Genomic DNA, 20,751 nt, shown 5'->3' on the forward strand with positions numbered 1-20,751 from the left:
CACGAAAACGTCATCGCGTCCGGGAATAACACCCCCGCTCCCCCAATCACCTCCCCGAAGCCCAATTCCGGGCGGAGTGGAGCTGCGCGATGAGCGGACACGATCACGGCGAGGACGGCTTAAGCCGCCGCAAGGTGTTGGAATGCATGACCTGGGCCGGCACCGGAGTGCTCTGGACCATCACTGGGGGCGTGCCGCGCTCGCTCGGCATCATCGATTCCGCGCAAGCTGCGACCGCGGCCGCGCCCGGAATGACCTTCCTCCAGATCAGCGACAGCCATGTCGGCTTCGACAAGCCGGCCAATCCCAACGCGCTCGGCACGCTCGAGGAAGCCATCAACAAGATCAACGCGATGCCGGTCAAGCCGTCGTTCATGATCCACACTGGCGACATCACGCATCTGTCGAAGGCCGCCGAATTCGACAATGCCGATCGCATCATCTCGCAGAGCAAGCTCGACGTGCATTACGTGCCCGGCGAGCATGACTTCCTCGACGAGGAGGTGAAATTCTATCGCGAGCGCTACGGCCGCGGCACAAAGGGCGCAGGCTGGTATTCGTTCGACGCTGGCGGCGTGCACTTCATCGGCCTCGTCAATGTCGTCGACCTCAAGGCCGGAGGCCTCGGCAATCTCGGCGCCGAGCAGCTCGCCTGGCTCGAGGACGATCTGCGCGGCAAGTCGAAATCGACGCCGATCGTGCTGTTCGCCCACATCCCGCTCTGGACGGTCTACCCCGAATGGGGCTGGGGCACCGAGGACGGCGCCCGCGCGCTGGAACACGTGAAAGGCTTCGGTTCGGTCACCGTGCTGAACGGGCATATTCACCAGGTGATGCAGAAGGTCGAGGGCAACGTCACCTTCCACACCGCCCGCTCCACCGCCTTCCCGCAGCCGGCACCCGGGGCTGCCCCCTCGCCCGGACCGATGAAGGTCGAGGACGCAAAGCTCCGCGCGATGCTCGGCGTTGCCAGCATCAACTTCAAGCAGAACGAGCAGCGGCTCGCGATCATCGACACGCCGCTCCAGGGTTGATGCAGGGCTAACGGAAGCTGACAATGAAGACACTCAATCGCCGCGACTTCGGTGTCGCTTTGGCCGCGGCCATGCTGTTACCCGCCACAACCGCCCGTGCCGACGACATGGAGGTGCATATCGACAATTTCGTCTTCCAGCCGGCCGAGCTCAAGATCAAGGTCGGCACCACCGTGACCTGGACCAACCGGGACGACATCCCGCACACCGTGGTGTCGGCCGGCAAATTCAGGTCCAAGACCCTGGACACTGACGACAAGTTCTCGTTCACCTTCACCAATGCGGGCGACTACAAATATTTTTGTTCTCTGCACCCGCACATGACGGGGATGATCAAGGTTGAGTAACATCTCGAACCAAGGCATCAACGTCTTGCCCGGCCGGTGGTCCCACGCCGGCCGGGCTCGTGTGCCTTCGGTCACACACAGAGACAAAACGAACAGGGACGAGACGAACAGCGACGACACGATTCAACGCGCAGAACAAGAGGCAAAGCGAGGAGCGATGCCCGCTAACGACGATTTGCAGAAGGCGCAACGCTTCCGCGAGGCGGCGCTGCCCTATCTCGACGACGTCTACACGCTCGCGCGCTATCTCTTGCGTGACGCCTCCGATGCCGAGGACGCGGTGCAGGAGTGCTATCTGCGCGCTCTGAAGCATTTCGATAGCTATCGCGGGCCGGCGATGAAGCCCTGGCTGTTCGCGATCCTGCGTAACGTCTGCAATGCCGAATATGCACGCCGCGCACACAGGCACAGCGCGATCGAGGATACCCCCGGCGCTGCCGAGCAGACGCCGATCTGGCAAGAGACCGAGGCAAGCCCGGAAACCGAAGTGCTGCGCAGCCGCGATGCGGGCGCGATCCGCAAGCTGATCGACGCGCTCGCCGAACCGTTCAAGGAAACATTCGTGCTGCGGGAGATCAACAACCTGTCTTATCGTGAAATCGCAGAGGCCGTCGGTGCACCCGTCGGCACCGTGATGTCCCGCCTCGCCCGCGCCCGCGCCATGCTGCGCGCGGCCTGGACGGCGGATGAGGAGCAAGCAAGATGACCTGCGACGAAGCAAGAATCCTGCTTCACGCGCTGCTCGACAATGAGCTCGATGCCGGCCACGCGCGCGAGGTCGAAGCCCATATCGCCAGCTGCCCGGCCTGCGCTGCGGAGTTTTCGGCCCAACGCGACATGCAGCGCGTGCTTGCGGATGCCGATTTGCGCTACACCGCACCGGCGAGCCTGCGTGCGCGTATCGAGGCTTCGCTGCCGCAGCCGCAGCGTCAACAGCCGAGCCGCCGCTCCGTGCTGCGCGGCTTTGCGATGGGCTCGGCAGTCTCCGCGCTCGCCGCCTCCGGCGTCGTCGCATTGGTGCTGCGCCAGGACGACCAGCAGCGCATCCTGTCGGAGGTCGTCTCCGCGCATCTGCGCTCGCTCCAGGCCGGCCACCTCATCGACGTGGTCTCCACCGACCAGCACACGGTCAAGCCGTGGTTCAACGGCAAGCTCGACGTCGCCCCGCCCGTAATCGACCTCACCGCGCAAGGTTTTACGCTGGTCGGCGGCAGGCTCGACTATATCGACGCCCGTGCCATCGGCGCGGTCGTCTACAAGCGCCGGCAGCACGTGGTCAATCTGTTCGTGTCGCAGACATCGAACGCGGAATACCGCGCGCCCAAGACCGAAACCATGCAGGGCTTCAACTGCCGGCGCTGGGGCAATCGCGGCCTGAACTTCTGGGCCATCAGCGATCTCGGCGCCGACGAGCTCGCCGAGTTCGTCGAGAAGTTCGAGGCGGCGATGAAGGCCAATGTGGAGGGATAGCGGCGCATCCCGCAAGTCAGACTCACAACTTTTGATTGCGAGCTCGGGAGAGCGCTGCTAATTCAAGCGCCATGATGCGCCCTCTCCTTCTTGCCGCAGCGCTTGCCTGGACGATCGCCGCTTCCGGGCCGGCAGCAGCCCGCGACGGACTCGCCACCACGATGCGGGCCGTCCTCTACGAGGAAGACGTGAGCAACCCGAAGGGTGATCGCGCAGAAGGAAAGATCACTTGGCGGATAGAACCGACGACCGATGCCTCCGCACCATCAGGCGATGTTACGATACGCGGGAATGTCGAGGTGCCTTCGCGGAACCTGCAGATGACGCTCTCCATCCGGCGCAATTTCGACCCCGCACTGCCAGCCACCCACACGGTGCAGATCGATTTCGCCCCGGACTTCGCCGCCGGCAGGATCAAACAGGTCATGGGCCTTCTGATGAAGGCCAACGAGCAGGCCAAGGGAGCGCCCATTGCCGCGCTGTCGGTGAAGGTCGACGACACGCATTTCCTGATCGGCCTGTCCGCTGTGCCGCAGGACGCGGCAAACAATTCGCTTCTGATCCGAAGTAGAGCCTGGATGGACATCCCGATCGTCTACGCGACGCAACGCCGCGCCATTCTTGCGGTCGAGAAGGACGGCAACGTCCTGGCGCTCTTCAATACGGTGTTTGCCCATTGAGGCGGGCACCTCCCGCGGCCCTCGATCACATCGAAGTGGCGAACAAGATTGAAGCCGCCTGAGCGCCTCGGCCTTACGCCGACCGCCGCACCGCGTTGTCGACCAGCGTCTTGCCGAGCGACCAGATCGCGCCGGGGACCTTGTGGCTGCCGGCGATGACGTCGTCGAAGGCGCGCTCGATCCAGCCGCAATCTTCTTCGGTGATGGTGAGCGGCGGCAGAAGCTTGATGGTGTGGCTGCCATGGCCGGCGACCTGCGTCAGGATCTTGTGGTCCTTGAACAGCGGCACGGTGATGAGCTGGCAGAACAGGCCCTTGTTGGCTGCCTCCAGCACGTTCCAGGACGCCCGCAGCCGCAGCGATTTGGGCGGGCCGAACTCGACGCCGATCATCAGGCCCTTGCCGCGGACTTCCTTCAACAGCTCGTAGCCGGGCACCATGCGCGTGAGCGCGAGGCGCAGCTCGGCACCGCGCTTGGCGGCGGACTCGATCAGCTTCTCGGCCTCCATGATGTCAAGCGTGGCGATGCCCGCAGCCATCGCCAGGTCGTTCTTGGAGAAAGTTGAGCCGTGCACGACTGCACGGTCCATCTGGTTGAAGATCTTGTCGAAGATGCTCTTGCGCGTCAGCACCGCGCCGACCGGCACGTGGCCGCCGGACAGCGACTTCGAGAGCAGCACCATGTCGGGCTCGACGTTCCAGTGCTCGACCGCGAGGAAGCGGCCGGTGCGGCCCATGCCGGTCTGGATCTCGTCGGCGACGAACAACGTCCCGTATTTCTTGCAGAGCGCAGCCGCACCCGGCAGGAACTCGTCGGTGGGCATGTTGACGCCCTTGCCCTGGATCGGCTCGACGACGAAGGCCGCCACCTCGCGCGAAGCCAGCGCCTTTTCAAGAGCGGCGAGATCGTTGAACGGGATCGAGGTGCAGCCCGGCAGCAACGGCTCGAAGCCGGTGCGGAAGTTCGAATCACCGGTCAGCGACAGCGCGCCATAGGTCAGGCCGTGATAGCCGTGGGCACAATAGACGATCCCCGGACGGCCGGTGGCGCCGCGGGCGAACTTGATCGCGGCTTCGACGCATTCGGCGCCGGAATTGGCGAAGAAGGCCTTGTCGAGATAGGGGACGTACTTCAAAAGCCGCTCAGCGAGCACGCCGGCAAGCACCGAGACGTCGAATTGGACGAGGTTCGGCAGGTCGGCATCGAGCACGCTCTTGAGCGCCTCACGCATGACAGGATGATTGCGCCCGATCGCAAACACGCCAAAACCGGACAAGAGGTCGAGATAGCGCGCCCCGTCGCGGTCGTAGAGGTACTGCCCCTGCCCCTTCTGGAAGCCGACATCGTAGCCGATGGTCTTCAGAACCCGAACGAACTGCTCGTTCAGATGCCGATTATGCAGGGCGCTGCGCTGGGCCTGGCGGTCCGCGAACAGCTGAGACATGTCTGGATTTGGGCTGTGCATCCGCTACATACTTCGGTTGAGGGCCGTCTCGTCAACTGAAAACGGAACGTCGCTGAAAACGGTCTGTGCGGCCTTTTGCCCTTTTTCGGACCATCTTCGCAAGCAGAGCTTTAGACCATGTTGCACTGCCAAGGAACTATCATGCGTTTAGCCCTTTACACCGGACTAATACTGGCTGGCGGTTACACCTGCCTGGCCCCGGCGCTCGCCGCCGATCCGACCGGCGACTGGCGGGTTGCCGACGGCGTTGCCAACATTCGTGTCGCCCAATGCAATGGCAGCATGTGGGGCGCGGTTTCCTGGGAAAAACAGCCCGGCGGCCGCGACGAGAACAATCCGGACGCGTCGAAAAAGACCCGGCCCACGCTAGGCATGGCGACCCTGATCGACATGAAGAAAAAGCCCGGCGCCGAGCAGTGGGAAGGTCAGGTCTACAACGCCAAGGACGGCCAGCTCTACAGCGCGACCATCACGCCGGTTGGCACCGACCAGCTCGAGATCAAGGGCTGCGTGATGGGGTTCCTGTGCGGTGGCGAGACTTGGACCCGGGTCAGCCCCCCGATTCCCTTGAGCTCCGCCAACGCCATGGCCAAGGGCGCGCCGAAGCCCGCCGGCGCGGCACCGAAAGCCCCGGGAACGACAGGTACTACAGCGGCGCAGCCTGCGCCCGCAGCCCCGAAGGCCGCCGGCAGTGCCAAACCCGGTCAGAAGGGCGCCGCCGACCAGGTCGGCGACATCTGCCTACTCCCTGAGATTGCGGGGTTTGCCCATTAGGGCGGGCTGAAACAGCAGCACGGCGGCGAGCGTCGTCACCAGCGACAGCGCGAGCAGCTTGCCCATGCTGGACGTGCCGGGATGGCTCGACAGCCAAAGGCTGCCGAACGCGGTCGCCGTTGTCAGCGCGCTGAAAAATATCGCGCGCGTCAGGCTGGTCTGGAGCAGGTTTGTCCTGCCCGAGCGCCAGGCCACGACATAGTAGATCTTGAAGGCCACGCCGACGCCGAGCAGCAGCGGAAACGCGACGATATTGGCGAAGTTGAGCGGCAAGCCGATCAGCACGCAGATCTCGAGCGTCACCGCGCCGGCCACCAGCAGCGGCACCAGCGTCATCAACACGTCGACGAACCGGCGCAGCGTGATCCACAGCAGCAGGCCGATCACCAGCAGCGCGTAGATTCCCGCATGGATGAACGCCTTCACCACGGTGTCGCCGGATTTCAGGATCGAGACCGGACCGCCGATCGCGGTCGGCTCGGCAACGAGCACCGCCGCCGCAAATTTGCGCAGCGTGTCGTTGTCGTTGGGATCGCCCTTCGGCAGCGCCTCGACCCGGATGATGCCGTCCTTGCTCTTCCAGGCGCTGACGAGATCTGCCGGCAATGACTTCAGGGTAACCGGCTCGGCTTGCATCGCGTTCCGGAGCTGGTCGAACACGATCTTCATCGGCGCGACGAACACGTCCTGCGCCTTGTTCCGCGTGGCTTCATCGCCATTGGCGAGCTTTTCCAGCGCGTCAGCGAGCCGACGCGAGGCGACCGCACCCGGGCCCTTCGCATCGCCTGCGGTCCGGCGCAGATTGTCGACCGAGGATTTCAGCGCATCGACGTTTTCCTTGTCCGTGGGCGCGGCGTCGATCTGGTCGGGATTGAGCGCGGGGTTCAGCACCTTGGCGCCCTGCGCGATCAGCTTCAGCTTCGGCGCCTGGTCTTCGGGAACGAAGCTGTTGAGCGACATCACGCGCAACACCTCCGGCACCTTCTCCAGCTTCGCCTCCACCTGCCTCGCCTGCTCTTCCGACGTGGTCATCACGTTGATGGCATTGGCGCCAGTGTTGGGATCCTTGCGCAAATCGAGGAAGGTCGCGATCGACTCTGCCTTCGGGTTGCGCAGGTTCATCGGGTTGAAGTCGAACTTCATGTAATAGAGCAGCGGCAGGCCGGCGACCGCCAGAAACATCGTACCGCCGACGACCAGCACCCGGTGCTTCTCCAGGAAGTGATCGAGCGGCGCCAGGAAGGCGTAGCCGACCGGCTCCTTCTCGCCGGGCGGGTTCAACAGCTTCAGCATCGCCGGCAGCACGGTGATGCTGGTGACGAACGCGACCAGCATGCCGACGCCGGCGATCTGCCCGAGTTCGGCAATACCCTTGTAGTCGGTGGGGATGAAGCAGAGGAAGCCGGCCGCGGTCGCCATTGCCGCCAGCGACAACGGAATTGCCGAGCGCTTGGCAGCCAGGATCAGCGCGCCCGAAAGGTCGTTGTGCTTGTAGCGCTCGGAGCGATAGCGGACGCTGTACTGAATGCCGAAATCGACGCCGAGACCGACGAACAGCACGGCGAACGCGATCGACAGCAAATTGAGCGAACCCACCATCATCAGGCCGGCGGCGGTTGTCAGCGCAAGACCGACGAAGAGATTGACGAACACGGCGAAGATGATCTTCGCCGAATGCAGCGCCAGCCAGAGGATGAGCAGCACGACGAGAACCGTGCCGATGCCGTTGACGACGGCGCCTTCCTGGACGGTTGCGTATTCCTCGTTGGCGATCGGGACCGGCCCGGTCAGCCGGACCCGCGCCTGGTATTTGGTGGCAAAGTCCAGATCGGCTGCGGCCTTGCGGATCGCGTCGGTTGCGCCCTTACCGGGCTCCAGCGCGTTGTAGTCGAGGATCGGTTTGAACTCGATGAAGGCGCGCTTGTCCGAATCCGTCAGCGGCTCGTCACTGACGAGCTCACGCCAGGAGAAGGTCGCATTGCCCTTGTTGAGCACGGTCTCGACCGTTTGCGCGATCTGGTTGAAGGGCCGCTCGGTGTTGTCGAGCTTGACCTGCCCGCGCTTGACGCCGGCAAGTCCCGTTTCCAGCGCCCCGGTCAGGCCGCGGATCGAGGGATCGCCTGCCATGATCTCGATCAGAGGCGCGGCGGATTCGAACTGGCTGGTGACCTTTGCGACTTCCTCTGTCGGCAGGAACAACAGGCCATTCTTCTCGAAGAACTCGCCGGTGCCGAGCTGCTGCACCGACTGGAAGTCTGTCTTGTTGTCCTTCAGCTTGGCATAGAGCGCGTCCGAGGCCGCGGTCGCCATCTCCGGCGTTTTGGCTTCGACCACCGCCGTAATCGTCGCATCGCGGTCGAAGGCGCGATCGAACTGCTGGTCGCGTTGGCGCCAGTCCAGATTTTGGGCAATCAGCGAATTGATATCGGTGTTGATGGCGAAATGCCGGGACGTGTAATAGCCCGCCCCCACCGCCAGCAGGAGCCCGAGAATGACGACGAGGGAGGCAAACCGGGTGCAGGCCCTGACGATGGCAACGACGACGCTTTGCAGCACTACTTTTCTTTCTGCGGTTAACAGCTTGCCGGAAACGCCCGCTGTTTAACGGAGTTCCCGGCCGAAACCTATTGCTGTTTTGAGTGGTTATCGCCGTCAGAAGGTTCGAGGTAAACGGCGGAAGACCATGGCGAAATCATGCGGGGCGGTCGGTATAGCCGGGGAGTTGAGGCGGGAAAGTGACGAAGGCGCAAACACCGATATCACCGCTTTTCTGACCAAACATCCCTCTACTATAATACCGTAAAAGTGATCCCAGAGGAACCAAAGTTCATTCCACCTTTCCTTGCTGCCGATTTTTTGACACAAAGTATTGCGCCTCCATGCACGGGGCCCCGACAGGGGTGGGCGGCTACCGCGTGAGCGAAACCGGTGGTGCGGATATTGCAACTCATTGGTTCGTATCGGGGTGTCCCCTGAACTTGAGAGCGGATTGGTGCAACTTGCGTGATGGGCGTCCAATGGAAGTTTATCTGGCGCAACCGCGCGGCTTTTGCGCGGGGGTGGTACGTGCGATCGAGATCGTGGAACGGGCGCTGGAGAAGTACGGCCCGCCCGTCTACGTGCGCCATGAGATCGTGCACAATAAGTACGTCGTCGAGAGCCTGAAGAACAAGGGCGCGATCTTCGTCGAGGAACTGTCGGAGGTGCCGCCGAAGGCTGTGACGGTCTTCAGCGCTCATGGCGTCGCCCGCAGCGTCGAGGAAGAAGCGGCCGCGCGCGACCTTCCGGTGCTCAATGCCACCTGCCCCCTGGTCACGAAAGTTCACAATCAGGGGAAGCGCTACATCGCCAGGGGCCGCACCCTGATCCTGATCGGCCATGCCGGCCACCCCGAGGTCGAAGGTACGATGGGCCAGGTTCCCGCCCCCGTACTGTTGGTCCAAAGCGTTGAAGAGGTTAAGGCCCTTGAGCTGCCGGCGGATACGCCAGTGGCCTACATCACCCAGACCACCCTGTCTGTGGATGACACAAAGGACATCATTTCGGCCCTGCAGGCCCGCTTTACAGATATTCAAGGCCCGGATATCCGGGATATCTGCTATGCGACACAGAACCGCCAATCTGCGGTAAGGGACTTGAGCAAGCTGGTCGACGTGATCTTGGTGGTGGGCGCTGCCAATAGCTCGAATTCGAACCGGCTCCGCGAAATCGGCACTGAGGCCGGTGTCGCGAGTTATCTGATTGCCGACGGCAGCGCGCTCAATCCGGAGTGGTTGAAAGATGCCAGAACCGTCGGTGTCACGGCCGGCGCTTCGGCGCCCGAGGTACTCGTGGATGACGTGATCGAAGCGATGCGGCGGATCGGACCGGTCAAGGTCTCGGTGCTTCCGGGCCGCGAGGAAAACATCGAATTCCGGCTTCCGGCCCAACTGGCTGCGAGCTGACCCACCCGAATTTCAAGCCCAGAAAGAAACTTGTAATGGCTATCCCCTTCTTCAAGGAAATGCGTATCGGCGGCTATTTGATCAAGCAGAAGCTGCTTGGCCGCAAGCGCTATCCGCTCGTGCTGATGCTGGAGCCGCTGTTCCGCTGCAACCTCGCCTGCGTCGGCTGCGGCAAGATCGACTATCCGGATGCGATCCTCAACCGCCGCATGACCGCACAGGAGTGCTGGGACGCGGCCGACGAGTGCGGCGCGCCGATGGTCGCCATCCCCGGCGGCGAGCCGCTGATCCACAAGGAGATCGGCGAGATCGTGCGCGGCCTCGTGGCGCGCAAGAAGTTCGTCTCGCTCTGCACCAACGCTCTGCTGCTCGAGAAGAAGCTCGATCTGTTCGAGCCCTCGCCCTACCTGTTCTTCTCCGTGCACCTCGACGGTCTGAAGGAGCACCACGACAAGGCGGTGTCGCAGAAGGGCGTGTTCGACCGCGCCGTCTCCGCGATCAAGGCGGCCAAGGCCCGCGGCTTCACCGTCAACGTCAACGCCACCATCTTCGACGGCCATCCGGCCGAGGAGATCGCCAAGTTCTTGGATCTCACCGTCGAGCTCGGCGTCGGCGTCTCGATGTCTCCGGGCTACGCCTATGAGCGGGCGCCCGACCAGGAGCACTTCCTCAACCGCACCAAGACCAAGAAGCTGTTCCGCGACGTCTTTGCGATGGGCAAGGGCAAGAAGTGGAATTTCATGCATTCCGGCCTGTTCCTGGACTTCCTCGCCGGCAACCAGGAATACGAGTGCACGCCCTGGGGCATGCCCGCGCGCAACATCTTCGGCTGGCAGAAGCCCTGCTATTTGCTCGGTGAAGGCTACGCAAAAACCTTCAAGGAGCTGATGGACACCACCGACTGGGAGACCTACGGCACCGGCAAGTACGAGAAGTGCGCCGACTGTATGGCCCATTGCGGCTACGAGCCGACCGCGGCGACCGCGGCCATCAACAATCCGCTGAAGGCAATGTGGGTGTCGCTGCGCGGGATCAGGACCACGGGTCCGATGGCCCCGGAGATCGACATGAGCAAGCAGCGCCCGGCGCAGTACATCTTCTCCGCGGAAGTGCAGAAGCGCCTGTCGGAGATCCGCAAGGACGAGGCCGCCGCCGCGCAGGAGAAGGCGGCGCGGAAGGCTTCCACCGCCGCGTAAGCGCGACGCCCGCCCGGATGGAGCGCAAGCGAAATCCGGGACGGCCCCTCTGCTTTGAAGACGTCGGATTGCGCTCCGCTCCATCCGAGCTACGCACACCGAAATAGAAAAGGCCCGATCGCCAATGGCGACCGGGCCTTTTGTTTTTAGTGATCGCAGAAACCGCTCAGGCTGCCTCAGAGACCAGCGCCTCGCTCTCCACGAGCTCGGTACCAATCAAATAGTCGCGGCAACCGCGCAAGCTGCGCAGCGCGCGGTTGAAGTCGAGGCCGGTCGAGACCAGTCCATGCAGCGCGGTCGGATTGCGCACGATGCCGCGCAGCACGGCCAGCACGTCGATCTGGCCGTTCGGCTTGATGGCGGCGCGGGCGAGCGCCGGCAGCGCGCGATGGGCGGGATCGCTGATGACGCGGACCGCGGCGAACGGCAAGCCGGCTTCGGCGGCGTAGGCGGCCGCGATGTGGCTTTCCATGTCGACGGCGGCAGCTCCGGTCTCCGAATGCAGCGCCGCCTTGCAGGAGCGCCTCGTGACCACTTCCTCGGCACCGGCGAGGCTGCCGCGCACCACGCGGCGGCGGCCCGACGTCAGGCGGTCGATCAGGTCGTCGCCGAGCGAGAGGCCAGCGGCCCAGCGCGTGTCGCCCGCGAGCACCTCGGTCGCCAGCACGACGTCGCCGGAGCGCAGCGTCGGGTCGAGCCCGCCGGCCACGCCAAAGGAGATCACACCGCGAATCGTCTCGGGATCCAGCACCGTCAACAGCGCCCGCAACTGGGTCGGGCTGCTCGACGAACAGATCACCGCCATTCCGGGCCCGGCCGCGATGCGGGCCTCCTGAACCAATCCAGTCACGATCAATATCGGCCTCGGATCAACGGTTTGACCCGCGGTAAGATAGTCCCCCGTCCCCAAAGTCACATTCCGACCCCTACCACCCTGCTGTTGGTGTTCCGCAAGTTCCGATACCGCGCCAACGCCCACAGCGGGAAGAACTTCGGGTAACCATGGTACCGTAGATAGAATACACGGGGAAAGCCTGTGGCGGTGTACCGCTGTTCGTCCCACAGTCCTTTTTCGTTCTGTGTTGCAATCAGGTACTCCACCCCGCGGGCGACGGCCGGGTGATCAACCTCGCCAGCAGCCATCAAGGCAAGCAAGGCCCATGCCGTTTGCGATGCGGTCGAGGGGGCGGCTTCCCAGCCTCGGTAGTCCAGCCGGTAGCTGACGGCATCCTCGCCCCAGCCGCCGTCCTGATTCTGGATCGAGGCCAGCCAGCCGGCGGCTTTCCGGATCATGGGGTCGTCATGGCGGACGCCGGCCATGTTGAGGGCGCACAGCACCGACCAGGTTCCATAGATGAAATTCATGCCCCAGCGGCCGTACCAGGACCCTTCGGGGTGCTGGGTCTTCCGCAGGTAGGCGACGCCCTCGGCGACATGCTTGCTGGTCTTCGGGGTCTCGCCGAGCTGGGCCAGCATCGAGATGCAGCGCGCGGTGACGTCCTCGGTCGGCGGGTCGAGCAGCGCGCCATGGTCGGAGAACGGGATGTTGTTCAGATAATATTCGAGGTTGTTGACGTCGAAGGCGGCCCAGCCGCCGTCGTCGCTCTGCATGCCCTCGATCCACTCCCGGGCACGGTCGATCGCGGCGTCATAGCCGGTCGCACCGTGCTCCCGGCGCATCCGGTCCATCGACATCACCACCACCGCGGTGTCGTCGAGATCGGGATAATGGGCATTGTTGTACTGGAAGGCCCAGCCGCCCGGGCGCACGTCGGGCCGCTTCACCGCCCAGTCGCCCTTCACCTCGAGCTCCTGCTTCGGGATCAGCCAGTCGAGACCCTGCTTGGCCGCGGGCACCGCTCTGTCACAGCCGGCTTCGAGCAGCGCGTGGGCGGTCAGCGTCGTGTCCCACACCGGCGAGACGCAGGGCTGGCAATAGGCCTCGTCGTCCTTGATCACGAGCAGCTTGTCGATACCCCGGCGCGTGATCGCGCGCGGCGGATAGGTCTCATCCTTGCCGAGCGCGTCGTACATCATGACGATGTTGGCCATCGGCGGATAGATCGCGCCCATGCCGTCCTCGCCGTTCAACCGCTCCTCGGTGAAGGCGAGCGCGGCATCGATCGCGCGCTTGCGCAGGCTCTTGGGAAACATCGGCTCGACCACGCGCAAAATGCCGTCGAGCGCGCGGAACAGCACGAACCAGGCCATGCTCTGGTGCGGCGCCTTGGCCGTCATGCCAATCGAGCGCGGATCCTGCAGGAACAGCTCGTCGATGCCGACACCCTTGGGATTCTTCGCCCGTGGCTTCAGCGCGGCGATGACCATCAGCGGCACCATGGTGGTGCGTGCCCAGTAGGAGATCTTGTTGATGTGGAACGGCGACCAGAACGGCAGCAGCACGATCTCGATCGGCAGCACCGGTACCGCGCGCCAGGTCACGACGCCAAACATCGCAAGCATGAAGCGCGTGAAGACGTTGCTGTGAATGGCGCCGCCGCGGGAATGGATCGCCTCGCGCGCACGCACCATGTGCGGCGCGTCGATGGAATCCCCGATCATCTTCAACGCGAAATACGCCTTCACGCTGGCGCTCATGTCGAACTCGCCATCATGCACCAGCGGCCAGCCGCCATGGACGCCCTGAACGCGGCGAAGATAATTGGCGATCTTGGCTTCGAGCACGGCATCGACCGGCTCGGCGAGATAATGGCGCAGCAGCACGTATTCGGCCGGAATCGTGCAATCGGCCTCGAGCTCGAACACCCAATGCCCGTCGGATTGCTGGAAGCCGAGGACGCCTTCGGTGGCCGACGCAATGCTCGATGCCAAGTTCCCGAATTCTTGGGCTTCGCGGCTGGTCGCGTTCACGGAATCCATCTCGCTCGATTGCTCCGATAGTCGATTGAATTGGCCGAAATTGACCGGGACAAATACCCGTCAGGGCCGCCTGTCACTATCCCTTGGCGGCCAGAACCAGATCGGCGGCGCGATCACCGGATCGGACCGATCCCTCGATGGTTGCAGGCAATCCCGTAGCAGTCCAATCGCCTGCAAGAAACAGGTTTTTCAGCGCAGTGACCGGCCCTGGACGCAGGGCATTCTGCGCCGGCGTCGCCGCGAATGTGGCACGGCGCTCGCGCACGATCTGCCAAGGGGGCAGCTCGCCGGACACACCGCCCGCCTTGCACACGTCGTTCCAGATCGCCTGCGCGAGTTCCTCGCGCGGCATCTCGACCAGACGGTCGCCGTTGCTGATGGTGACGGACAGCCGGTTCGGGAACGCAAACAGCCATTCCACGACGCCGCCGATCACGCCGAGGATCGGAGCCGATCCCGCTGGCGGCTCAACGCGGAAATGCGCATTCACGATGGCGCGGAATTCGGTCGGCGTCTTCAGGCCCGGCAGCAGGTTGGAGGCAGCGCGCGGCGGTACCGCCATCACGACGACGTCGCCCTCGCCGATTTGGATCACATCTTCGCCGCCGAAATTCAGCGCGCCGACCTTGCCGTCATGGGTCGCAAACGAGCGCAGCTCATGGCCGAGCTGAACGCTGTGCCCGCGCTCCTGCAGGAACGTCACGGCAGGCTCGATCAGCACCGCGCTGAGCCCGTCGCGCGCGATCAGGGGACGGCAGGCCTGCCCGCCGGCGAGCAGCGTCTCGCGCACGATCGCGCCGGCCAGCCCCGCCGAGCCTTCGGGTGGATCGACGTTGAGCGCCGCCAGCAGCAGCGGCTGCACCAGGCGCTGATAGAGCACGCCCTCGCAGGGAATGGACTTGCCGACCAGCGTCTCTTCCGATGCCCAGATCAGCGGCGCCAGCTTCAGGTAATCGGTCAACCCGGTGTCGGGGACGCGGCGGCTCTCGTCGAGCACCCAGGTCGGGAGCCGGCCGTCGCCGAGGTCAATCTGCCAGCGCTGCCCGGTCGTGAGGTCGACAAAGGGAAACTGCGCGCGCTCCGGACCGACGAGGCCCGCTTCAGTGCCGATCGAGCGCGCGTAGGCGCGCGCATGGCTGTTGCCGGACAGCAGCAGATGGTTGCCGTTGTCGATAGTGAGATTGGTGGCGCCGTCGAAATAAGAACGGCAGCGGCCGCCGGCCTGCTGGGTCGCCTCGTGCACGGCGACCTTGAAGCCGGCATTGGCAAGCCGCACGGCGGCGGAGAGGCCGGAAATTCCAGCGCCAATGATGTGAGCTGTTTTTTGCATCAGATGAGAGCGTATCGGAGCAGGATGGCGATGCGTGTGATCTTCGACACACGCACCGGCTCACGCGGCGCGTTGAACCCGCGCGCGATCAGAAGATCCAGAATGGCATGATAGTATTTCGACATCATCCGGGGCGCGCGCACCGCGCGGCGCCGATTGCGGTTCATGATCTCGTCCGACTTCTCGAAATACACCTTTGCGCGCTGCGCCAGCGGCAGGCAGACCTTCGGCAGCGCGCGCTCGACGATCACGCGGTCCGGATCGTTGGAAGTGATGCCGGCATGCAGCAGCGCTTCGCGCGGTAGATAGAGCCGGCCGAGGCCCGCGTCCTCGTCGATGTCGCGCAGGATGTTGGTGAGCTGGAGCGCGCGGCCGAGATGATGGGCGAGCTCGATGCCGTCTTCTTCCGGCAGGCCGAAGACGCGGACCGACAGCCGCCCCACGGCACTCGCGACGCGATCGCAGTAGAGATCCAGCGTCGCCATGTCGGGCGCGCGGATGTCCTGCGGCACGTCCATCTCCATGCCGTCGACGATCGCGAGGAAATCCTCGCGCTTGAGGCCGAAGGTCTTCACCGAGGCGACGTAGTCCTTCAGCCGTGGCGGCGGATTGCCCTGGTAGAGCGCATCGATGTCGTTGCGCCACGCCTGAAGGGCGGCGAGCCGCTCGTCGCGCGGTCCGTCGGAATCGGCGATGTCGTCGACCTGGCGGCAGAAGCTGTAGATCTGGAACATCGCTTCGCGCTGGTCGTGCGGCAGGATGCGCATCGCGGCGTAGAACGAACTGCCGGATGCGGTCGAGCCATAATTGGCGCCGGGCGAGGTCGCCTCAAGCGTCATGTGCAGTCCCCGGTCTTGAAATGGCCTTGCGTCCGACCGCGCGGCGGCCGACTTCGCCGATCATGCCGGCGAGGCTGAAGGTGAGGAGCTCGAGCTTGTTCAGGTGCACGCGCTCGCGCAGGGGATCGCGCACCTTCAACAGGCGCACGATGCGGTCGGCATAAGCCTGGATCACCGAGACCTCGATGCCGAGGCGGAAATCCCTGATCTCCGCAGCTAGCGACCTGCCCTCGTCGAGCAGCGCTTCGTTGCGCACGGCGAGAGCCTGAAGGCAGGCCAGCATCGCCGGTGGCGATTGCGCCTCTCCGAGCTGCTCGACCGAGGCGCCACTCGCGGCCAGCGCATCGCGCGGCAGATAGACGCGGTTGAGCTCGCGGAAATCCTTGCCGCAATCCTGGAGATGGTTGTTGATCTGCAGCGCTGCACAGAGCGCATCGGACGCGGCCCAGGTCGAGGTGCTCTCACCATGGACGTCGAGCATGAAGCGGCCGACCGGCATCGCCGAGTAGCGGCAATAATGGATGACCTCGTCCCAATTCTCGTAGCGCAACTTGGTCACGTCCATGCGGAACGCGATGAGCACGTCGAGCGCGTGGCGCGGCGCCATACCGCGTTCGGCCAGTGCGTGCCGCAGGCTGACGGCCTCGGCCTGGGTGTCGCCTTTGCCGAGCAATTCCGCCTCGAGCAGGTCGAGATAAGCGAGCTTCTCGTCCGGCGGCAGCGTGGCGTGGTCGGCGATGTCGTCGGCGGTGCGAACGAAATTGTAATACGCCAGGATCAGCGCGCGATGACGCGGATGAATGATCCAGGACGCGACGGGAAAATTCTCGTCGCGCTCACCCTTGCCGGATCGCAATTCGCTCGCAGAGGTCATCGAGGGCTGGTCTACAATCGTTTGGACAGGAAGGGCTTTTTCGCTCGCGCTAGCCCGTGCGGGCGATGCCGCCGCGGCCCCCATATAGGGGAATACGGCCGCAAAACCAATCCTGTCTCTCGATGGCTGCCCTTTGCGGATCAGGCCCGAAAAGGCGGCCCCGGAGGCCGCCTTTTGTGGGCCAGTGGCCGAGCTTACTGGTTGTGGTTCTTCAGGACCTGGTCGCAGGCCTGCGAAATCTTGGCCCGGTTCTCCTTGAGGCAGGCCAGGATGGTGAAATCGCCCTGGTCGATGACCGGACGGCAGAGCTTCTGCACATCGCGCGAGCAGGCCTTCTGCTCGGCGTCCGTGCCGCGCCCTTGCTGGGCGAACGCTGCGGTCGAGAGGGAGGCCGACAGCAAGGTGAGAGCGACGAGAAGCTTACGCATTGTATTCCTTCATTCTGACGGCAGAATCGCACCAATCCCGGACAGCACAGGGCGACGACCGGAACGGATTGTTCTGATGGCAAGTCGCCGCGGGAGTAGCGGCCTCGGAGAAGGCACAAGCACTGGCAAATGCGGCCAAATTGGCGCCACGTCCACCAGATCAGGTCTTCCCTGCGCCTTCTGTGACAAATGTAAGAGACTGATACTACGTCATAATTCGGGTACGCCGCGTTTTGCTGCGCACCTGTTGCAGAGCTGCATCTCTACATCCCGCCATGGGCCCCAGAAACATGCCGAAACGCAGAGAATCCGGAGGCCGATCATGGCAAGTGCGCTTCGCGATGCCGACATGTGGGCGGCCGGCCATTGAACCTGACACAGGCTCGGAACACTAAACCTTCGATGTGGCGAGACGTCCTTGGTGACAAGCGGACGTCGTTCCAAAACGGGATATTTTGAAGATGAATTTTTTTGGGCGATCTGAACTGGCAATCAAGGCGGCCGGCATCGGCGCTGTGCTGCTGTTCTCAGTTTCGGCAAGTCAGGCTCAGTCGTCCGGACCGTTTGCAGGTTTCGAGGGCGCATGGACCGGCACGGGTACGGTGTCGCTGTCCGACGGCTCCACCGAGCGCATCCGTTGCAAGGCCGACTACAAAGTTGCCGGCACCGGTCTCAGCCTCAAGCAGGCGTTGCACTGCGCGTCCGACAGCTACAAGTTCGACCTCACCAGCGACGTGACCAGCCAGGGCGAGCGGATCTCCGGCAATTGGAGCGAGACCAACCGCAACATCTTCGGCAATCTGCAAGGCACCGCCGGTGGCGGCCAGATCGAGGTGTTCGTCGAGGCCAACGGCTTTGCCGCCAATTTGTCGCTGCGCACCAACGGCACCAAGCAAACGGTGCAGATCTCATCCAAGGGCGAGATTCGCGGCGTCAACATCACGATGACGAAGGGCTGACGGCTCTTACCGCTTCGAAAGCAACAAGCCCCGGTTCTCGCGAACCGGGGCTTTGTTGTTTTCGGGAGACGCGGCGCAATCGCCCGGACCGCGCCGATTCGAGTGTCTGATGAACGAAGCCGTTCAGATCGCCGGCTTGTCGCCCTGAAGCTTGGCGTGCAGATTGATCAACCACATCGCCGTCGGCCGCAGGATGAAGAGGTCGGCGACGAGCGCCATCACCATCGAGAAGGCGCTGAGCCAGCCGAACAGCCGTAGCGACGGCAGGTCGGAGAACACCGTGACGACGAGACCGCAGGCCAGCACCAGCGTGGTCAGGATCAAGGCCGGGCCGACCAGCACGGTGGCGCGCTCCACCGCGAGCGCCGAGCCGACGCCCGGCTTGCTCTCGAGCCTGAGGCGGTTGAGGAAATGGATGGTGGCGCTTAAGCCGAGGCCGAACGAAACGGTCAGAGCCACGACGCTGGCGAATTGCAGTCCCTCACCCATCGCCCACAGCACCGTTCCCGACATCACAACGGGGAAGATGCCCGGCAGGATGCAGGCGAACATCACCACCCAGGAACGGAAGGCCAGGCCGATGAAGATCGCGACCAGCGCGAATTCGACGGTCAGCCCACGGTTGAGCTTCTCGATCATGCCGGCCGAGTTGCGCGCGGCAATCGCGGCAAGACCCGTGACCGCCACTTCATAGCCGGGATGCTTCTTGCGCACGGCGTCGAGCTCGGTATCGAGCTTGTCGACGATCGGAAGGAGCTGGCTGGAATCCTTGTCCGGCACGCGACCTGCGACCACGACGGCGTCCTGCTCGGCATCGATGAACCGGCGCACCAGATGCTCCGGAATGACGCTGACATATTCCTTCAGGGTCGCGACGTCGGCGCTGCCGGCCTTGTCCGCGAGCCAGCGGCGCAGGGTCTCGACCGACCAGACATTGCCGACACCGGCTGCCTTCTCCACCGTCGCGTGCACATCCGCGATGGTCTGCAGCGTCTCCGGCGAATAGAGCGATTCACCCTTGGGGAACTGGATCAGAACGTTGACCGGGTTGGCGCCGGTGAGCTTGGCGTCGAGCCGGTCGCTGGCGGCGACCGCCTGGCGCTTGTCCGGCACCTGGTCGGCGAGCCGGTAGCGCGGCTCCAGATTTGCGTAGATGACGCCGAGGCCCGCCACGAACACCACCGCGATCAGGCTGAACAGGCCAGGACGGCCCACCATGCGCACCGCGATCCAGTAGCAGAAATTACGCAGCGCCTGCACGCCGGCATCCGCGCTCTGGAACTTGGTCGCAAAGACCTTCTCGTTGCGCACCAGCAGCACGCCGAACACCGGCACCAGCGACAACACCGCGACCAGCGCGATGATGGTGGCGGCGAGACCCGCCTCGCCAAACTTGCGGATCAGATCGGAGTCGGAGAACTGGAGCGCGATGAAGGAAATGCCGGCGGTGCCGTGCGTCAGCACGCAGGCCGGTCCCACCACCAGCACCGCGTTCTTGAACGCGGTGAACTTGTCCTGGCCCGCGATCAGCCGGTCGCGCGCGGCGAAGGTGAGCTGCATCGAGTCCGAGAAGCTGATGACCATGATGAGCGGCGTCATCACGTTCAGGAACATGTTGAGGTTGAAATTGGCCCAGCCGAGCGCGCCGAGCGCCAGCAGGATCGCAATCATCGGCGGGAACGCCGCCGCCACCATGAACGAGATCTTGCGGAAGAAGATGATGGCGATGACACAGCCGGCGAGAATGCCGAGGATGTTGTAGGTGAGCCCGTCGCGCTCGACCGCGTTGCGGATCTCGAGCTGCATCACCGGCACGCCGGAAAGCTGCACGTTGAGGCCGGTGTCGCCGAGGTCTTCCTTCATCAGCGCGCGGATGTCGGCGACGGTCTTGGTCAGCTTGTTGGAGGCGACCACCTCCGGATCGAGCGAAAGCACGATCAGCGCCAGCGTGCCGTCCTCGGACAACAGCTTGCCGCGGATGATCTCGTTGGCTTTGACGCCCTCGATGAACTTGTCATAGGCCGCGCCCTCGGGCAGCTCGGGCGGGAACAAGGCTGCGGGAAGCTTGCCCGGCGCCGGCGCCTGACGCGCGGAGAACAGCGAGACCAGTCCGCGCGTACCCTCCACCAGCTGCATGTCGGTGACGAAGTCGCGCAGCTTCTCGAGGTTGTTCCGCGCCAGCAGGGTCTTGCCCTCGACTACGACGAGGACGTCGAATTCTTCGGCCGGGAACTTCTTGGTCACCGCTTCGTACTGGCGGAATTCCGGCGTGTTGGACCGGAACAGCTGCGACAGCGAATCGTCGATCTTGATCCGATGGATGCCGAACACGGCGCCGACGATCAGGACGAGCAGGACGATGCAGGAGACGATGGGCGCCCGGACGGCGAACAGCCCGATGCGCTCCAGCCCGAAGGCGATCGAGGACGCAGGTCCCTGCTCGACCTTGTCGACATGAACCTCACTCTCGCTGTGCTTTTCGAGCATGCCTTGTCCAGTTCCTAAATCGGCTCGGGTCTGTGAGCTTGTCG

At 63.9% G+C, this 20,751-nt stretch carries 18 protein-coding genes; 9 read left to right on the forward strand and 9 right to left on the reverse strand.

The annotated features are described in order from the left end of the window. Positions 1–89 precede the first annotated feature (89 nt). The 5 genes from AC0L3A_RS27855 to AC0L3A_RS27875 all read left to right on the forward strand — a co-directional run bounded on the left by AC0L3A_RS27855 (position 90) and on the right by AC0L3A_RS27875 (position 3,531). The gene (locus AC0L3A_RS27855; RefSeq protein ID WP_473255485.1) at positions 90–1,034 is read left to right on the forward strand and encodes a metallophosphoesterase family protein; all 945 of its coding nucleotides are present in this window, start codon (positions 90–92) and stop codon (positions 1,032–1,034) included. Between the two features lie 23 nt (positions 1,035–1,057). Continuing rightward, on the forward strand, positions 1,058–1,381 hold the full coding sequence (locus tag AC0L3A_RS27860) for a cupredoxin domain-containing protein (RefSeq protein ID WP_354127647.1): 324 nt from the start codon (positions 1,058–1,060) through the stop codon (positions 1,379–1,381). Positions 1,382–1,538: 157 nt separating this feature from the next. Continuing rightward, positions 1,539–2,087, forward strand: coding sequence for a sigma-70 family RNA polymerase sigma factor (locus AC0L3A_RS27865; RefSeq protein WP_007608103.1), 549 nt, complete (start codon positions 1,539–1,541; stop codon positions 2,085–2,087). Beyond that, the gene (locus AC0L3A_RS27870; RefSeq protein ID WP_007593614.1) at positions 2,084–2,851 is read left to right on the forward strand and encodes an anti-sigma factor family protein; all 768 of its coding nucleotides are present in this window, start codon (positions 2,084–2,086) and stop codon (positions 2,849–2,851) included. Before AC0L3A_RS27865 ends, AC0L3A_RS27870 begins: the two co-directional genes overlap by 4 nt. 71 nt (positions 2,852–2,922) lie before the next feature. Beyond that, a complete protein-coding gene (locus tag AC0L3A_RS27875; RefSeq protein ID WP_051058409.1) occupies positions 2,923–3,531 on the forward strand; it encodes a hypothetical protein in 609 nt (202 codons plus the stop codon). 73 nt (positions 3,532–3,604) lie between these two features. Here the strand turns inward: AC0L3A_RS27875 and hpnO are convergent, their stop codons facing one another. Beyond that, positions 3,605–4,996, reverse strand: coding sequence for an aminobacteriohopanetriol synthase HpnO (gene hpnO, locus AC0L3A_RS27880; protein ID WP_007593615.1), 1,392 nt, complete (start codon positions 4,994–4,996; stop codon positions 3,605–3,607). 141 nt (positions 4,997–5,137) lie between these two features. Here hpnO and AC0L3A_RS27885 point away from each other — a divergent pair, with 141 nt between their 5' ends. Beyond that, a complete protein-coding gene (locus tag AC0L3A_RS27885) occupies positions 5,138–5,770 on the forward strand; it encodes a DUF2147 domain-containing protein (protein ID WP_007593616.1) in 633 nt (210 codons plus the stop codon). Here the strand turns inward: AC0L3A_RS27885 and hpnN are convergent. Beyond that, positions 5,738–8,326, reverse strand: a complete 2,589-nt coding sequence (gene hpnN / locus AC0L3A_RS27890) for a hopanoid transporter HpnN (protein ID WP_007593617.1) — start codon at positions 8,324–8,326, stop codon at positions 5,738–5,740. The two genes, AC0L3A_RS27885 and hpnN, sit on opposite strands and share 33 nt — an antisense overlap. 461 nt (positions 8,327–8,787) lie before the next feature. Between hpnN and ispH the strand changes: the two genes are divergently transcribed. Both ispH and hpnH read left to right on the forward strand, forming a co-directional pair. After that, on the forward strand, positions 8,788–9,714 hold the full coding sequence (ispH, locus tag AC0L3A_RS27895; RefSeq protein WP_219684809.1) for a 4-hydroxy-3-methylbut-2-enyl diphosphate reductase: 927 nt from the start codon (positions 8,788–8,790) through the stop codon (positions 9,712–9,714). Positions 9,715–9,749: 35 nt separating this feature from the next. Beyond that, the gene (hpnH, locus tag AC0L3A_RS27900; protein WP_007593619.1) at positions 9,750–10,910 is read left to right on the forward strand and encodes an adenosyl-hopene transferase HpnH; all 1,161 of its coding nucleotides are present in this window, start codon (positions 9,750–9,752) and stop codon (positions 10,908–10,910) included. A 166-nt stretch (positions 10,911–11,076) separates the two neighbouring features. On the opposite strand, the gene AC0L3A_RS27905 is transcribed toward hpnH, so the two are convergent. The 6 genes from AC0L3A_RS27905 to AC0L3A_RS27930 form a co-directional block, all read right to left on the reverse strand. Further along, a complete protein-coding gene (locus AC0L3A_RS27905) occupies positions 11,077–11,826 on the reverse strand; it encodes a phosphorylase (protein ID WP_007593620.1) in 750 nt (249 codons plus the stop codon). Continuing rightward, positions 11,823–13,790, reverse strand: a complete 1,968-nt coding sequence (gene shc, locus AC0L3A_RS27910) for a squalene--hopene cyclase (RefSeq protein WP_473255486.1) — start codon at positions 13,788–13,790, stop codon at positions 11,823–11,825. Before shc ends, AC0L3A_RS27905 begins: the two co-directional genes overlap by 4 nt. 76 nt (positions 13,791–13,866) lie before the next feature. Continuing rightward, entirely contained in the window at positions 13,867–15,120 is a 1,254-nt protein-coding gene (gene hpnE / locus AC0L3A_RS27915; protein WP_007593622.1) for a hydroxysqualene dehydroxylase HpnE, read from the reverse strand. Further along, positions 15,120–15,959: a presqualene diphosphate synthase HpnD gene (gene hpnD, locus AC0L3A_RS27920; RefSeq protein WP_007593625.1), complete on the reverse strand. Its 840-nt coding sequence runs from the start codon at positions 15,957–15,959 to the stop codon at positions 15,120–15,122. The genes hpnE and hpnD overlap by 1 nt, the downstream gene beginning before the upstream one ends. Further along, positions 15,949–16,833: a squalene synthase HpnC gene (gene hpnC / locus AC0L3A_RS27925; protein WP_007593626.1), complete on the reverse strand. Its 885-nt coding sequence runs from the start codon at positions 16,831–16,833 to the stop codon at positions 15,949–15,951. The genes hpnD and hpnC overlap by 11 nt, the downstream gene beginning before the upstream one ends. A 194-nt stretch (positions 16,834–17,027) precedes the next feature. Further along, positions 17,028–17,261: a hypothetical protein gene (locus AC0L3A_RS27930; protein ID WP_007593627.1), complete on the reverse strand. Its 234-nt coding sequence runs from the start codon at positions 17,259–17,261 to the stop codon at positions 17,028–17,030. A gap of 461 nt (positions 17,262–17,722) precedes the next feature. On the opposite strand from AC0L3A_RS27930, the gene AC0L3A_RS27935 reads away from it, so the two are divergent. Continuing rightward, positions 17,723–18,220: a hypothetical protein gene (locus AC0L3A_RS27935; protein ID WP_219684806.1), complete on the forward strand. Its 498-nt coding sequence runs from the start codon at positions 17,723–17,725 to the stop codon at positions 18,218–18,220. A 123-nt stretch (positions 18,221–18,343) separates the two neighbouring features. On the opposite strand, the gene AC0L3A_RS27940 is transcribed toward AC0L3A_RS27935, so the two are convergent. Beyond that, positions 18,344–20,707 (reverse strand): efflux RND transporter permease subunit, encoded by a 2,364-nt coding sequence (locus AC0L3A_RS27940; protein WP_007593629.1) that lies wholly within the window; start codon positions 20,705–20,707, stop codon positions 18,344–18,346. Between the last annotated feature and the right edge of the window lie 44 nt (positions 20,708–20,751).

The organism is Bradyrhizobium sp. MI1.3 (assembly GCF_055811695.1).

Excerpts from the sequence above, each read along its gene's own strand:
- AC0L3A_RS27860 (WP_354127647.1), top strand. The coding sequence starts at position 1,058 with ATGAAGACACTCAATCGCCGCGACTTCGGTGTCGCTTTGGCCGCGGCC.
- hpnO (WP_007593615.1), bottom strand. The coding sequence starts at position 4,996 with ATGCACAGCCCAAATCCAGACATGTCTCAGCTGTTCGCGGACCGCCAG.
- hpnC (WP_007593626.1), bottom strand. The coding sequence starts at position 16,833 with ATGACCTCTGCGAGCGAATTGCGATCCGGCAAGGGTGAGCGCGACGAG.
- AC0L3A_RS27855 (WP_473255485.1), top strand. The coding sequence starts at position 90 with ATGAGCGGACACGATCACGGCGAGGACGGCTTAAGCCGCCGCAAGGTG.
- AC0L3A_RS27940 (WP_007593629.1), bottom strand. The coding sequence starts at position 20,707 with ATGCTCGAAAAGCACAGCGAGAGTGAGGTTCATGTCGACAAGGTCGAG.
- AC0L3A_RS27875 (WP_051058409.1), top strand. The coding sequence starts at position 2,923 with ATGATGCGCCCTCTCCTTCTTGCCGCAGCGCTTGCCTGGACGATCGCC.
- AC0L3A_RS27935 (WP_219684806.1), top strand. The coding sequence starts at position 17,723 with ATGAATTTTTTTGGGCGATCTGAACTGGCAATCAAGGCGGCCGGCATC.
- hpnD (WP_007593625.1), bottom strand. The coding sequence starts at position 15,959 with ATGACGCTTGAGGCGACCTCGCCCGGCGCCAATTATGGCTCGACCGCA.
- AC0L3A_RS27930 (WP_007593627.1), bottom strand. The coding sequence starts at position 17,261 with ATGCGTAAGCTTCTCGTCGCTCTCACCTTGCTGTCGGCCTCCCTCTCG.
- AC0L3A_RS27865 (WP_007608103.1), top strand. The coding sequence starts at position 1,539 with ATGCCCGCTAACGACGATTTGCAGAAGGCGCAACGCTTCCGCGAGGCG.
- shc (WP_473255486.1), bottom strand. The coding sequence starts at position 13,790 with ATGGATTCCGTGAACGCGACCAGCCGCGAAGCCCAAGAATTCGGGAAC.
- ispH (WP_219684809.1), top strand. The coding sequence starts at position 8,788 with ATGGAAGTTTATCTGGCGCAACCGCGCGGCTTTTGCGCGGGGGTGGTA.
- AC0L3A_RS27870 (WP_007593614.1), top strand. The coding sequence starts at position 2,084 with ATGACCTGCGACGAAGCAAGAATCCTGCTTCACGCGCTGCTCGACAAT.
- AC0L3A_RS27885 (WP_007593616.1), top strand. The coding sequence starts at position 5,138 with ATGCGTTTAGCCCTTTACACCGGACTAATACTGGCTGGCGGTTACACC.
- hpnH (WP_007593619.1), top strand. The coding sequence starts at position 9,750 with ATGGCTATCCCCTTCTTCAAGGAAATGCGTATCGGCGGCTATTTGATC.
- hpnE (WP_007593622.1), bottom strand. The coding sequence starts at position 15,120 with ATGCAAAAAACAGCTCACATCATTGGCGCTGGAATTTCCGGCCTCTCC.